The following is a 13,958-nucleotide window of genomic DNA, read 5'->3' as shown; positions in this document are numbered from 1 at the left end:
TTTTGAAAATGGCAGCCAAAGAAGTAAAATTCGGCCGCAACGCGCGCGAAAAGATGCTGCGTGGCGTCGACATCCTCGCTGATGCAGTGAAGGTAACACTCGGCCCGAAGGGTCGTAACGTCGTTATCGACAAGTCCTTCGGCGCACCGCGCATCACCAAGGACGGCGTTTCCGTTGCCAAGGAAATCGAACTCGAAGACAAGTTCGAGAACATGGGTGCCCAGATGGTCCGCGAAGTCGCTTCGAAGACCAACGATGTTGCCGGTGACGGCACCACCACCGCGACCGTTCTCGCCCAGGCGATCGTCCGCGAAGGCGCAAAGGCCGTTGCTGCCGGCATGAACCCGATGGACCTGAAGCGCGGCATCGACCTCGCTGTCAAGGAAGTCGTCAAGGATCTCCAGGCCAAGGCCAAGAAGATCAACACCTCGGAAGAAGTTGCACAGGTCGGCACGATCTCGGCAAACGGCGAGCGCCAGATCGGCCTCGACATTGCTGAAGCCATGCAGAAGGTCGGCAACGAAGGCGTCATCACGGTTGAAGAAGCCAAGACCGCCGAAACCGAACTCGAAGTCGTCGAAGGCATGCAGTTCGACCGCGGCTACCTGTCGCCCTACTTCGTGACCAACCCGGAAAAGATGGTCGCCGACCTCGACGACGCCTACGTTCTCCTGCACGAGAAGAAGCTCTCGAACCTCCAGGCCATGCTGCCGGTTCTCGAAGCTGTCGTTCAGACCGGCAAGCCGCTCGTCATCGTTGCTGAAGACGTTGAAGGCGAAGCTCTTGCGACCCTCGTCGTCAACAAGCTCCGTGGCGGCCTCAAGATTGCTGCTGTCAAGGCTCCGGGCTTCGGCGACCGCCGCAAGGCCATGCTCGAAGACATCGCCATCCTGACCGGCGGTACCGTGATCTCCGAAGACCTCGGCATCAAGCTCGAAAACGTCACGCTCGACATGCTCGGCCGTGCGAAGAAGGTTTCGATCTCCAAGGAAAACACGACGATCGTCGACGGTGCAGGCCAGAAGGCTGAAATCGAAGGCCGCGTCGCCCAGATCAAGGCTCAGATCGAAGAAACCACCTCCGACTACGACCGCGAGAAGCTGCAGGAACGCCTTGCAAAGCTCGCTGGCGGCGTTGCCGTGATCCGCGTCGGCGGCTCGACGGAAATCGAAGTGAAGGAAAAGAAGGACCGCATCGACGACGCGCTTAACGCGACCCGCGCTGCTGTTCAGGAAGGCATCGTACCGGGCGGCGGCGTCGCTCTGCTGCGCGCTTCTTCCCAGCTGACCGTCAAGGGCGAGAACGCCGACCAGGAAGCCGGCATCAACATCGTTCGTCGCGCTCTGCAGGCTCCGGCCCGCCAGATCGCAGAGAACGCTGGTGACGAAGCTTCGATCGTCGTCGGCAAGATCCTCGAGCAGAAGGGCGACAACTACGGCTACAACGCCCAGACCGGCGAATATGGCGACATGATCGCCATGGGTATCGTCGATCCGGTCAAGGTCGTTCGCACCGCTCTGCAGGACGCAGCTTCGGTTGCAGGCCTCCTCGTCACCACCGAAGCCATGATCGCCGAGCTGCCGAAGAAGGACGCTCCGATGGGCGGCGGCATGCCCGACATGGGCGGCATGGGCGGCATGATGTGATAAGGCGACAGCCTTATCACTGAACGACGCACATAAAGCTTCGCCCATGTTCTCAAAGTGCTTCAGGCCGCATGCGGCCTGAAGTGGCGGCATGGGCGGCATGATGGAACAAGGCGCAAGCCTTATCCTCGATGAAATCAAGACGAAGGGCGGCCCTTGGGCTGCCCTTTTTCATTGCGCAGGTGCCCCTGTCGGGACAAATCGGCGCACTGTCGTGATCCCCCGCACAGGCACAACCATCACACAATCACCGGGTGCATTATCCACAGAATGCACCTGAATACGCACCAATGTGGATTTGGCCTTAAAATTCTCATCAAATACCCACAATTTTGACAGGGCACCCATTGCCGGTCGCAAAAAAGAAATTATAAAACCAAGCAAGTGAGCTCGAAGATTCACGGGGACGGTCGGCATGTCGGGTGTGATTGGTCCGCTGGGCAGCACACTGGAAGACCAAGGCTCATACAAGAAAAGATTTGATAGACTAACGCCGACCGCAAACGAGGTTGCGCGTACGTTCACTGACCTGTCTAATGGGTGCCGAATGGACCGATTCCGCGGGGACTCTGTAGCGGACGGGAAGTTGCGCCTGCAGCCGGAAGACCGAACATGCTGGGCTCGTCTTGACAGGACAAGTGCATGGCGGCCAAATTGATTTTTTCGCTTGGGATTGTACGTGTTTAAGATTGCGAAAACTAATCTTTCAGCGCCTTTTGTACCCGGCTCCCTGGAGCTGGACGATGCCGACAATGAGCTTTTGACCCAATACTGCGTGACGGAACGCTGGACCGGCGATCTGTCCAACGGACTGTTCAGGCTTGGCGACAAGGCAGCGAAGACCCACGGGCTTCATGAGCGCGACTGCGGGCTGCTCAACCTCATTCGCTGTTACGAACCGCTCGACCGTACCCGCGTGCTCGAACTCTTCGAACAGGCGTCGACGACGTGCTCGTCGTTCTGCTTTTCCACGACGATCAACGTGGCGGGTGTTCCCCGCCAGCCCGTCTTCTGCGTCGGAGAGTCTACCGGAATCGAACAGAAGTATGCCGGCCTGATCATCGGCGTGTTCATCTTCCCCCGCTTCCAGGTCGAACTCCCCGCCTATTCCATGAAGCGGCAGTAGGCGCGAGCCTTATGCGGCGTCCCGCCGGAGCATGACCTCCCCCGCAGGCAGTGGAATGCGTGCCTGCGATCAGGCGGCGCGGCCCTTGCCGATATGGGCATCTTCCCGCACCTCGTCGGCAGTCATCGGCGCCGGTCTGCCAAGGAAGTAGCCCTGCGCTTCGTCGCATCCTTCCTTGAGAAGGATATCGAGCTGCCTGCCGGTCTCCACTCCTTCGGCAAGTACCGGCACGTCGAGGCTGCGCCCAAGCGCCAGGATCGCCCTGATGATGGCCTTTGCCTGCGGGCTGTCCTCGATCTCGTTCATGAAGCTGCGGTCGAGCTTGATCTTGTCGAAAGGAAATGAACGCAAGGTCTCGAGCGACGAATATCCGGTACCGAAATCGTCGATGGCGATGGTAACGCCGAGCGCCTTCACCTGCCTGAGTGCCAGGAGCGCCCGCTGCTTGTCCGCGATGATCGTGGATTCGGTGATCTCGAGCTCGAGGCGGTTCGGCGCAAGGCCGGTTTGCGCGAGCACGTCCCGGACAAGGCCGACCACGTCGGTGTTTGCGAGTTGGACCGGAGACAGGTTGACGGCGATCTTGTGCGGCAGCGGCCAGCTCGCCGCCTCGCGGCAGGCTTCGCGCAGAACCCATTCGCCGATCGACAGGATGGCGCCGCACTCCTCCGCGACGGGAATGAATTCGGCGGGCGACACGGTGCCGCGGTCCGGGTGACGCCAGCGCAGCAGCACTTCGTATCCGGTCGTTTCTCCACCCTTCACCGACTTCTGCACCTGATAGTGCAACTGCAGTTCGCCGCGCTCCACGGCAAGCCACAGGTCGTTGGCCATCATGCGGCGGCGGCGCGCCACATCGTCCATCGATACCTCGTAGAAGCAGACGGTGCGGGTAAGCGCTTCCTTGGCCCGGTACATTGCGAGGTCGGCGTTTGACAGGAGGTTTTCGACGTTCATCGCGTCCTGCGGGAAGATCGCGACTCCGAGGCTGGCGCCGGGCTTCAATTCAAAGGATCCGACCTTGACCTCCGCATGGAGCGCCTTTTCGAGGCGCATGAGGAAATCGTTCAGTTCCGCCATGTCATCGAACCGCTTCGATGCGGCAAACTCGTCGCCACCGAAGCGCGCCACGGCCTCATCCCCGGTGAGCATGTCCTGCATGCGCTGGGAGAGGATCTTCAGCACCTCGTCGCCTACGGCATGACCATGCGTGTCGTTGACTTCCTTGAACTTGTCCAGGTCGATGCCGATCACGGCCACGTATGCGCCGGAACGCCGTGCACTCTCGAGTTCACCTTCCAGGTGAACGTTGAAGCTTGCGCGGTTCGGCAGCTGGGTCAGCCCATCATGGCGGGCCATGTGGGCAATCTGCTCCTCGGTGCGCAGGCGATCGGTGATGTCCTCGTAGGTCGCGACCCAGGAGCCGTCTGCGAGAGTGTTGTACTTCATCTGGACGGACAGGCCGGAAGACAGCTGTTCGACGGTGCTGCCGCCGCCCGGCTGGCGGATGAGCTTTCTGTGGCGAGCATAGATGTCGCGAGCCCTCGGTTGCCAGACCTCCGGATCATCGTGAACGCGCGAGACGGCGAGATCGACCATGCTGGCGAGCGTGATGCCCGGCTTGAAGGTGTCCGCCGAGAATCCGAACAGATCCGAAAAGCGCTTGTTTGAGAGTACCAGCCTCTCGTCGGCATCGAAGAGGCAAAGGCCCTGTGCCATGTTTTCGAGCGCGAGATCGAGGTTTTTCGTCACCTCCGCGATGCGATCGGCATCCGCCTTCTCTTTCGTGATGTCCTTGGTAATCTTGACGTAGCCGGCCAGGTCACCCTCGCTGTCGCGGATCGTGTCGATCACGACATGCGCCCAAAAACGGCTGCCGTCCTTGCGGTAACGCCAGCCTTCGGTCTCGTATTTTCCGGTTTCCCGCGCAACGTCCAGGGCAAGCTGGGGCAGTCCCGCTGCCTGTTCCTCGGCGCTGTAGAAGCGGGAGAAATGTTCGCCCACGATTTCCTTGGCCGTATAGCCCTTGCTCCGCTCCGCCCCGACATTCCAGTTCTCGACCCTGCCATCGGCGTCGAGCATGTAGATGGCATAGTCCGTCACGCCCTGCACGAACATGGCAAGCTGCCGCGTGCCGGCGCTGACGGCGTTTTCTGCCTGACGCGCGAAGACGACCGCGATCAATCCGACGAAGAGCAGCGAGAAGGCCACAGCTGCAATCAGCACCGCCATCAGCACCGGCGAGACCACCGTGTCGTCGGTGATGTCCATCGGCCCCGAGACCACCGTCACGCCCGCCATGCCCGTAAAATGAAGGGCGACGACGCCGAGCATCATCAGGATCGTAACACGCCACCTTGCAGCGACGTTGCGTGCGCCGCCTGCGATGCCAAGCAGGGCAAGGCTGCTGAAGATCGCGCCTGCAACGAAGGATGCAGCCACATAGGCGTAGTCCCACTCGATCGTGCCGGGAATTTCCAGCGCCGACATCCCCATGTAGTGCATGACGAAGATGCCACCCGTCAGAAGCATTCCGCCCGCCAGCGCGGCCGACCGGCGCTTCGATGCGGTCCCGACGACGATCCCCATCGTCGTCACGATGATGGCGACCGCGAGCGAGATGAGCGTCCGGTAGACTTCGTATCCCATGACCATGCCGGGATTGTAGGCGAGCATGGCGATGAAGTGGGTGGACCAGATACCGAAGCCGGTCGAGAAGCCCGCAGCTCCGAGCCAGAGGCGACGCGCGAGGCGCTCGCAGGATTGCGCGCGCTGCACCAGTGCCACTGTGACAAAACAGGACAGGAAGCAGATGATGGCTGCGAGTAGCACAAGTCGATAGTCGTGCTCGAGCGCGATGCAATTCACAATACGGAGCATGAGAAATCCGGCGGTGAGGTTCGATCGGATCACTCAAGTGAGAAAAGGCTGAAGAATCATTAAGTCGGGCTGAAAGTCCCATAAAAGCACGGACTTGCATAAACCTATGCTTAAGGAAGCCTCAAAATTGCACGGGAATCGCCTGCCCTTCGCGGGCAAGGCAGACGCCGGCTCGTCAGGCGACGAGGGTCTTGAGGTCGGTAGACGGATCTTCCAGAAGCGCCCGGTCCGGGGTGCGGCCGAGTTCCAGAAGCTTCTTGCCGGTGACATAGGCCTTGGCGTCGTTGACCGCATCGACCGCGATCAGTTCGCCCGCCCGGAAGTACCACACAGAGACGCTTCCTTCACGCGCGCCCGGCCTGACGAGGGTATCATCGAACCCCATGCAGAAACCGGCGATCTGCAGCTTGACGTCGTACTGATCCGACCAGAACCAGGGCTTGGGAACATAGGGCTCGTCACCGCCGGCGATGATGGCCGCAACCGCCTCCGCCTGGTCTACCGCATTCTGGACGGACTCGAGGCGGACCATGCTGCCCTTCAACGGCAGGACGCTACAGTCGCCCATTGCGAAGATGGACGGATCCGAGGTCCGGGCATGGTCGTCGACGACGATACCGTTCAGGACCTCCAGCCCGGCATCGCGGGCCAGCTGGTCGTTGGGGGCAATGCCGATGCCGACGATGACGACATCCGCAGAAATGATGGAACCATCGGAGAGTTCCGCACCCGTTACATGGCCGTTCTCGCCGACCAGCCTGTCGAGGCCGGTTTTTTCCCTGACGTCGACGCCGCGCGCGATGTGGATTTCCTTGACGATCGACGAGGTGGCTGGCGAGGCCACGCGCTGAAGAATGCGGTCTGCCATTTCGATGACAGTGACGTCGAGGCCCCGCCCCCTCGCCACGGCTGCGGCTTCAAGTCCGATGTAGCCGCCGCCGACGATGAGCGCCTTGCGGCCTTCCTGCATTTCAAGGCCGAGGCGGTCTGCGTCGAGATAGTCGCGGACCGTGAACACGCCCTTGAGATTTCCGCCGATCGCATCCGGCAGGCGGCGCGGCGTCGCCCCGGTCGCGAGCGCCAGATACTCGTACTCCAGCATAGAGCCGTCGCTCAGCGAGACTGTCTTGCCGGCACGGTCGATCCAGGCAACCTCCGTCGACAGCTTCACCTCGACATCGTTTTCCGGATACCAGCTCTCCGCCCGGAAATGCAGCCGCTCGAGATCGGCCTCGCCCAGAAGATATTTCTTGGAGAGCGGCGGACGCTGGTATGGAAGGGTAGCCTCTGCGCTGACGATCGTGATCGGACGCGTATCCTTCAACGCCCGCAACTTTGCGACAAGCGCGAATGCCGCCTGACCGCCTCCGGCTACGACCAACCTTCCCGCCACGATGTCCATCCCCGATCTGTTGTTTTGACGAGTGGTAACGCGTCCGGCCCGGCGGCGTCAACTCGCCACCAGGCCGCAGCGATAGGGCTAGGCCTCAGGTCCTGGCGGGGATGTCCAGTCCCTTCTTGGCGGCGGGCCGCTCCAGGCAGCGCTCCAGCCAGGCCATGACATTCGGGAAACCCGCATAGTCGAGAACTTCGCGGCCGCCGTAGAAGACGTCCGCTCCGCGAACCCACGGATAGAGAGCGATGTCGGCTATAGTGTGCTCCTCACCCATGATCCACTGGCGTCCATCGAGACGGGCTTCCAAAACGCTCAGGAGGCGCTTCGACTCGTCACGGTAGCGCTCCATCGGATAGGAGTTGTTGGCGACCTTTTCGGCGGCAAACTTGAAGAAATGCCCGAACTGTCCGAACATCGGACCAACGCCGCCCATCTGGAACATGACCCAGCACAGCGTTTCATAACGGCCGGCAGCATCCGCCGGGATCAGCTTTCCGGTCTTTTCGGCGAGATAGACAAGGATCGCACCGGATTCGAACAGGCCGATCGGCTTTCCGTCGGGGCCCTTGGGGTCGATGATCGCCGGAATACGGCCATTCGGGTTCAGCGAAACGAATTCCGGGGACTTCTGATCATTGGTATCAAATGCGATGCGATGAGCCTCGTAAGGCAGGCCCAATTCCTCGAGCGCAATCGAAATCTTCACGCCGTTCGGCGTCGGTAGGGAATAGAGCTGGATGATATCGGGATTTTTTGCTGGCCATTTCTTGGTGATGGGAAATGAAGACAGATCTGCCATGGAGGACTCCTTGAAGTGGGCTTCTAACGTAGGTCGTGGAACCGGTTTTTAAAGCTCCGGGGTGAAAATCCCGGATTACGCCCGCCGACGCGCGAGCCACACCGTCGCACCGCCACAATCGGGATCCTCGACGACGTGCGAGACGACCTCGAATCCGCACTCTGCCAGCAGCGAGCGGTACTCTTCGGCGTCGAGGCTGGCATGATAGAGCGGCTCGCCGTGATACTCCCCGATGGCAACGCCATGGGATGGCCCCGCCGTGAACATCAGCGGCGCGCCGGGCCTGGCATGGGCCGCGAAGATGGGAAACATCCGGCGTTGGCTGTCGGGATCGAGGTGGAAGAAGCTGTGCCAGGCGATGATACCGTCGAACGTCCGCGCGAGCGCCAGGGTCCGCATGTCCGACACGATCCAGCTGTGCTCGGCAAATCGTTTTCGGCAGAGGTCAATCAGCGTTTGCGACGAGTCGATCCCCGTCAGGCGGAAGCCGTCCGCGATCAGCGCCGCAGAGATCGGTTCTCCCATGCCGCAGCCGATATCCAGGATCGTTCCCTGCGGCCTGATCAGCGCAGTGAAGCGATCGAGCCACGGCCTCTCGAACAAGGAGCGTCCGCGCTCGCGATCGAAGGATAGCGCGTGACGCTCGTAGAGGCCGGTGATCTTGTCGTCATCGCCGCCCATGTCCGGCTTCACAGCGCGGCGCGAAGGCGTTCGACAATCTCGTCCACTGCCCGATCACCGGCGTGGCTTTCCTTTCGCGCCCGGACGAAGCAGGCCTCCGATTTCAGGATCACGCCGTCGGAGAGGATCTTCAGGTGATTGGCGACCAGTGTTGAACCGGTCGACGTGATATCGACGATGATATCTGCCGACCCGGAGGCGGGCGCCCCCTCGGTCGCACCGAGGCTCTCGACGATCCGGTAGAGCTGGATGCCGTGATTTCCGGAGAAGAACTGCTGCGTCAGCCGCCAGTATTTCGTCGCGATCGTCAGCCTGCGGCCATGGCGTGCGCGAAAATCCGCGGCGACATCGGCAAGATCCGCCATCGTGTCGACATCGAGCCAGATCTCCGGCACCGCGACCACGACGTCCGCATGACCGAAGCCGAGACGCGCGCAGAACTCTACGCGTGCATCCGCTTCAGCGAGCCCTTCCCGGACAAGGTCTTCTCCGGTGACACCGAAGTCGATGGTACCGTTCGCCAGCTCGCGGGAGATTTCCGAGGCCGACAGGAAAGCAACTTCCACATCGTCGATGCCCTCGACCCGGCCGCGATAGGAGCGCTCGTTGCCGACCGCGGCAATCTTCAGGCCAGCCCTGAAGAAGATTTCCGAAGCGTCGTCCTTCATGCGGCCCTTGGACGGCAAGCCGATCGTCAGCGTCATTGCCGCGCGCTCCTTTCGATTGCCTGTTCGATCCGATCGAGCCAGAGAGCGAAGCCCACGGCGGGGATGCGGTCCGTTGCGCCAAGGAGCGTCATCAACCTGTCAAAGCGCCCACCACCGGCAAGCACGGACGAGTCCCCTTCGAGGGTCACCTCGAAGACGAGGCCGGTGTAGTAGTCCAGCGGACGCCCGAAGGCAGCGCGATAGGTGACGGAGGAGAGATCCACGCCGACATTCGCAAGGGCCGCCACGCGGGCGTCAAAGCCGGAGAGCGCCTTGTCCATCGTGAGGCCCGCCTTGTCGGCGAAGGCGAAGAGTGCGTCGGGCGCTTCCGCGAGGCTTACTTCCAACGAGAGGAACTCCGTCAGCATGGCGAGCGTGCCGCCTTCGAGGCGTGTGCTCTCGAGTTCCATCTTTTCGCGCAGTCGCCGGGCGATTTCCGCGGGGCTGCGGCTGGCGTTGGTGGAATAGCCCGTCGCTTCCATGGTCTGGTCGATATGGGCCGCAAGCCGCTCCTCATCCTCAAGGAGACCGAGGATCGCGAGACGCTCGACCTCCGGGCCGAAGACGCCCGTTGCGGACGGATTTGCGAGCTGCCCGAGGAGCTTCTGCAACTGGGTCTGGTTTCCGAAGGCGTGCACGAGACGCTTCTGCCAGCCCGCGGGCAGGCCGCAGGCGGCGACGACGGCCTCGAAGACGGACTGATCGCCAAGGGTGACGGCAAACGGTGCACCGGGAAGGCGCTTTGTCAAAACCAGCAGGGCATCATGGATAGCGCGCGCGTCGGCGCCCGCCGTATCGGTCTCGCCGAGGTCCTCGATGCCGGCCTGGTAGAATTCGTTCGCACCGCCGCGGCGCTGGCGGAACACCTCGCCGAGATAGGCGTAGCGCTTGGGTGTGCCGGTCGCCGTCTCGATATGGCGTAGACAGACGGGGATGGTGAACTCGGGGCGCAGGCACAGGCTCGCGCCGGTTTCGCTCTCGGTCATGAAGATGCGGCGGCGCAAGTCCTCGCCCGCCATGTCGAGGAACGGTTCCGCCGGCTGGATGACGGGCGTATCGACACGCTCGGTTCCAAGAGCGGCGAAGTCAGCGAGCATCTGGGGAGCGAAGACGGGAAGGTTGATCAGCGGCATCCGAATGCACTCCCTCTGCCAGCATCGCGCTGCCTCCAGCTGCTGCCTGCGTCAACGACGAGGTTGGCGGACTGGCTTGGTCGCCCAGATCCCAGGCAGGAGGCGCTCCTCATTGTCAGGCGTCCCTGCCCGCCCGCTCGCGGTCTTCCGCCTGCGCGGCGAGAATTTCGCGAACCTTTTCGACCAGCTGGTTTTCCGGCACCGAGATCTGCGCGGCGCGCGCCTCGCGCCAGGCGGCGTTGTCCTCGATCTCGCCGGAGAGCCGCTTGCCCTCGATCAGATCCTTGATCTGGACGACGCCCTCGGCCCGCTCGTCGCCGCCCTGGATGATGGCGATGGGGCAATTGCGACGGTCGGCGTATTTCAGCTGGTTTCCGAACTTCTTCCAGTTGCCCTGGTACATTTCGGCGCGGATGCCGGCGGCTCGGAGTTCCTGTGTGAAGCGCTGGTAGCGGCCCATCGAGCCGACATCGCCATCCATGACCGTGACCAGGACCGGTTCGATCACTTCGCTCTGGCCGAGCTTGCCGAGATTCTTGAGTGCCGTCATCAGGCGCGAGACGCCGATGGAGAAGCCCGTAGCAGGAACCGGCTGGCCCATGAAGCGCGAAACGAGTCCGTCATAGCGGCCACCGCCGCCGACCGAACCGAAGACGACCTTCTCGCCCTTCTCGTTGGTGACCGCGAACTGCAGCTCGGCCTCGAAGACCGGGCCGGTGTAGTACTCCAGGCCGCGCACGACGGATGGGTCGATCAGGATTCGTTTTGTGCCGTATCCCGCCGAGTGGAACAGCTGAGCCATGGTTCTCAGTTCTTCGGCCGCGGCTAGGCCAATCTCATTGTTAGAGCCTCTTTTGCTGACCATCTCGGCAAGATCCAGATTGTCCAACCAAAGAGCTTCAGGATCACTTGGTAAGCGATCGTCCAGAACAACGTTGTCCGCCAGGCCACCTTGCTTAGCACGGGTGAAGCGAGCGCCGGTTGAGAAGAAGATTACCTTCTCTTCAACGACTTTGATCTGTTCGTCCTTTAGCCCGGCTCCCTTAGTAAAGTCGCCACTCTCGTCCTTGCGGCCCTCGCCGAGCAGGAGACGAACGCCCTCGGGGCCGAACTTGTCGAGCTTGTCGATGGCGCGCAGTACGGTGAGGCGTGCATTAGCGTTCTCCGGGCCACCAAGCCCGATTTCCTCGAGCACGCCGTCGAGGACCTTGCGGTTGTTGACGCGAATGACATAGTCGCCGCGCGCGATGCCGAGCGCTTCCATCGTGTCGGCCATCATCATGCACATCTCGGCATCCGCCTGGACGCCCGCGGCACCGACCGTATCGGCGTCGAACTGCATGAACTGGCGGAAGCGGCCCGGGCCCGGCTTCTCGTTGCGGAAGACGTAGCCTGCGCGATAGGTGCGATAGGGAAGCTGGATCTCGTTGAAGTTTTCCGCGACATGACGGGCGAGCGGGGCCGTCAGGTCGTAGCGCAGGCTCATCCACTGGTCGTCATCGTCCTGAAGCGAGAAGACGCCCTCGTTCGGCCGGTCGCTGTCGGGCAGGAACTTGCCGAGCGCATCCGTGTACTCGAACAGCGGCGTCTCGACGGGATCGAAACCGTAGCGCTCGTAGACCTCGCGGATCTTGCCAGTCATCTCGTTGACGGCACGGATGTCGGAGGCAGACCGGTCGACAAAGCCACGTGGCAGACGGGCCCTCAGCTTCTGCGGTTTCTTCTGTTTTTCGCTCATCGGGATGCCCAAAAACGCTGGATTTTCTTTGTGGGCTTCCCTAGCGGATTGAACCCGAGGCGGCAAGGGCGAAGGGGTGGCGAAACTTAGGGCCGGCGCGACAGGACGTCCCAGCTCAGAACCTTGAACCCCGGATGCGGCGGCGCGCTTACCGCGGGGATCAGCATGGACTGGGTTTCCCCCCGGATTATGCCGAGCATTTTTCCGCCGAAGGTCAGGCGCTTCAACTGCACGAAGCCTGACGGAATCGACGTCATGGAAAGCACAGGCCCGCCATAAATGTCGATGCGCGCAATCTCGCCTGCCTCGATCCCGTTGATGATGTCATGGTTTTCCATCACCTCGCGGTAGATACCGGTCACATAACGCCTGATGCTGGTGCCGACGACCGCGCGCATTTCGGGTGACTCCCGGAACTCCTGTGGAGATCCGGCAAGATAGCGAATGTCGCGTCCTTCCCATAGGTTTCTGCTTTCGCGCGAGTTCTGGATAGCGCGGATCAGCAGGCGCTCGCTCTGCTGGTCGGCGCGGCGCAGAAAATCCACGATCGCGCCGGTCGCCCTTAGGTCCGGAATACTGACGCCCCGCTCCCAGCGCGATACGGTGATGGGGGAAAAACCCAGCTTCCAGGCGATATCCTCCTGGGTTAGTCCTACCTTCATCCGATATGCGCGAAGCTGGTGAACGAGATCCGTCGGCGTGTGCAGCATGAGGGTCAATCCTTATTGATTGCAACATGCATAAAATAACAACTAAAGGTTTATTAAACGACTAGCAACCCTTGTTCCTGCCAGGTTCAATGTCGGCTACTCTAACGTGAACAATCATCTCGCAGCTACTCAATCTCAAACCAGACCGCGGGATATTTCGAGGATCAGATTGCAGATGCCACAAAAAGCGCAGCATCGGACTGTGCGGCAGGCCATCGGTAGTTCCCATATTCATGTGCAGGGTTTTGAAGTGGGATCTCAGACGGGCCACCTCGCCGCCATTGCGGAACTGGCCGGTTCGGACGTCTCTGCCGTCCGGAGCAGTTTTGTCTACGAGGAATGGGGAGCCGATCTTTCGACGGGCCTCATCGAACTCGGTGCGCAGACGCTCGCCATGCACGACATGCATCGCAGCCCGTGCGGCATCGTCGAGCTTATCCGGTCCTACGATCCGGTGGACTGCCCCAGGATATTGTGGGCCCTTGAGGAAGCGAGCGGGACCTCCGCAAGCTTCTCGTTCGCGACGACGATCCATGCTCGCGACAACCTGCGCCGGCCGGTCTATTGCGTCGGTCGTTCTGATCTTCTCGAGGGCCAGATGGGCGTCATCCACGGCGTCTTCGCGTTCATACGCGAGGAGTGTGACGGAGATTGGGGATCACCGACAAATGGCCGACGCCCCTCTTTTCTCGGCTAGCGATTCTTCCTAGATGTAAGGCATGAGACGGTTCTTCATTGTCCTCGCGTTTTTGGGCGCGATGCTCGCCGGCTGGATGCCGGCAGCGTCGATGGCTGCCCATAGCGGACATGGGACGACAACCGCCATCACCCATCATGACGCAAGCGCAGCACATGCCGATGGCGACCGAGCAAGCCCGGATCATCGAACCGGCGGGCATCCACGGCTGCATCCCCTGCTCTGCGCCGCATGCTTCGCGGTCACGCCCGATGCGGGCGTCTCGGCGCCGGCTCCCCGAGCGCTCGCCCGTGTCGAGGGCGAGGCCACCACGCTTTCGGGAATCGACCTTCCGCCGCTCGATCCGCCGCCGCGCACCTGAAACCGCTCGCTTTCGCGCGGAGTTCGCTCCGCAAGGATATGTTTCAGATTGGAAGGACCACCATGAAAAAGGTTGGTTTGGGCG

General features: G+C 61.6%; 12 protein-coding genes. 4 read left to right on the top strand and 8 right to left on the bottom strand.

Annotated features, from left to right (window positions below; all coding sequences use genetic code 11):
- Positions 1-8: 8 nt before the first annotated feature.
- Entirely contained in the window at positions 9-1,646 is a 1,638-nt protein-coding gene (gene groL / locus F3Y30_RS07790; protein WP_203425898.1) for a chaperonin GroEL, read from the top strand.
- 679 nt (positions 1,647-2,325) lie between these two features.
- Entirely contained in the window at positions 2,326-2,772 is a 447-nt protein-coding gene (locus tag F3Y30_RS07785; RefSeq protein ID WP_203425897.1) for a hypothetical protein, read from the top strand.
- Between the two features lie 69 nt (positions 2,773-2,841).
- Here the strand turns inward: F3Y30_RS07785 and F3Y30_RS07780 are convergent, their stop codons facing one another.
- The 8 genes from F3Y30_RS07780 to F3Y30_RS07745 all read right to left on the bottom strand — a co-directional run bounded on the left by F3Y30_RS07780 (position 2,842) and on the right by F3Y30_RS07745 (position 12,816).
- Positions 2,842-5,652, bottom strand: a complete 2,811-nt coding sequence (locus F3Y30_RS07780; RefSeq protein ID WP_203425896.1) for an EAL domain-containing protein — start codon at positions 5,650-5,652, stop codon at positions 2,842-2,844.
- Between the two features lie 175 nt (positions 5,653-5,827).
- Positions 5,828-7,054 (bottom strand): FAD-dependent oxidoreductase, encoded by a 1,227-nt coding sequence (locus F3Y30_RS07775; RefSeq protein WP_203425895.1) that lies wholly within the window; start codon positions 7,052-7,054, stop codon positions 5,828-5,830.
- Positions 7,055-7,139: 85 nt separating this feature from the next.
- Positions 7,140-7,847, bottom strand: a complete 708-nt coding sequence (locus F3Y30_RS07770) for a glutathione binding-like protein (RefSeq protein ID WP_203425894.1) — start codon at positions 7,845-7,847, stop codon at positions 7,140-7,142.
- A 75-nt stretch (positions 7,848-7,922) separates the two neighbouring features.
- Positions 7,923-8,528: a class I SAM-dependent methyltransferase gene (locus tag F3Y30_RS07765; RefSeq protein WP_203425893.1), complete on the bottom strand. Its 606-nt coding sequence runs from the start codon at positions 8,526-8,528 to the stop codon at positions 7,923-7,925.
- An 8-nt stretch (positions 8,529-8,536) separates the two neighbouring features.
- Positions 8,537-9,232: an ATP phosphoribosyltransferase gene (gene hisG, locus F3Y30_RS07760; protein WP_203425892.1), complete on the bottom strand. Its 696-nt coding sequence runs from the start codon at positions 9,230-9,232 to the stop codon at positions 8,537-8,539.
- Positions 9,229-10,368 (bottom strand): ATP phosphoribosyltransferase regulatory subunit, encoded by a 1,140-nt coding sequence (locus F3Y30_RS07755; RefSeq protein ID WP_203425891.1) that lies wholly within the window; start codon positions 10,366-10,368, stop codon positions 9,229-9,231. Before F3Y30_RS07755 ends, hisG begins: the two co-directional genes overlap by 4 nt.
- Before the next feature lie 115 nt (positions 10,369-10,483).
- Complete coding sequence (gene hisS / locus F3Y30_RS07750; RefSeq protein ID WP_203425890.1) at positions 10,484-12,106, bottom strand: histidine--tRNA ligase; 1,623 nt, start codon at positions 12,104-12,106, stop codon at positions 10,484-10,486.
- Between the two features lie 86 nt (positions 12,107-12,192).
- Complete coding sequence (locus F3Y30_RS07745) at positions 12,193-12,816, bottom strand: helix-turn-helix domain-containing protein (protein ID WP_203425889.1); 624 nt, start codon at positions 12,814-12,816, stop codon at positions 12,193-12,195.
- A gap of 250 nt (positions 12,817-13,066) precedes the next feature.
- Between F3Y30_RS07745 and F3Y30_RS07740 the strand changes: the two genes are divergently transcribed.
- Complete coding sequence (locus F3Y30_RS07740) at positions 13,067-13,513, top strand: hypothetical protein (protein ID WP_203425888.1); 447 nt, start codon at positions 13,067-13,069, stop codon at positions 13,511-13,513.
- Between the two features lie 22 nt (positions 13,514-13,535).
- Positions 13,536-13,874: a hypothetical protein gene (locus F3Y30_RS07735; RefSeq protein ID WP_203425887.1), complete on the top strand. Its 339-nt coding sequence runs from the start codon at positions 13,536-13,538 to the stop codon at positions 13,872-13,874.
- Positions 13,875-13,958: the final 84 nt, after the last annotated feature.

The sequence above is a fragment of the Sinorhizobium sp. BG8 genome (assembly GCF_016864555.1).
In the GTDB taxonomy this organism is placed as follows: domain Bacteria; phylum Pseudomonadota; class Alphaproteobacteria; order Rhizobiales; family Rhizobiaceae; genus BG8.
Note: the sequence above shows the minus strand (reverse complement) of the source record. Positions and strands in the feature narration are given on the sequence as shown.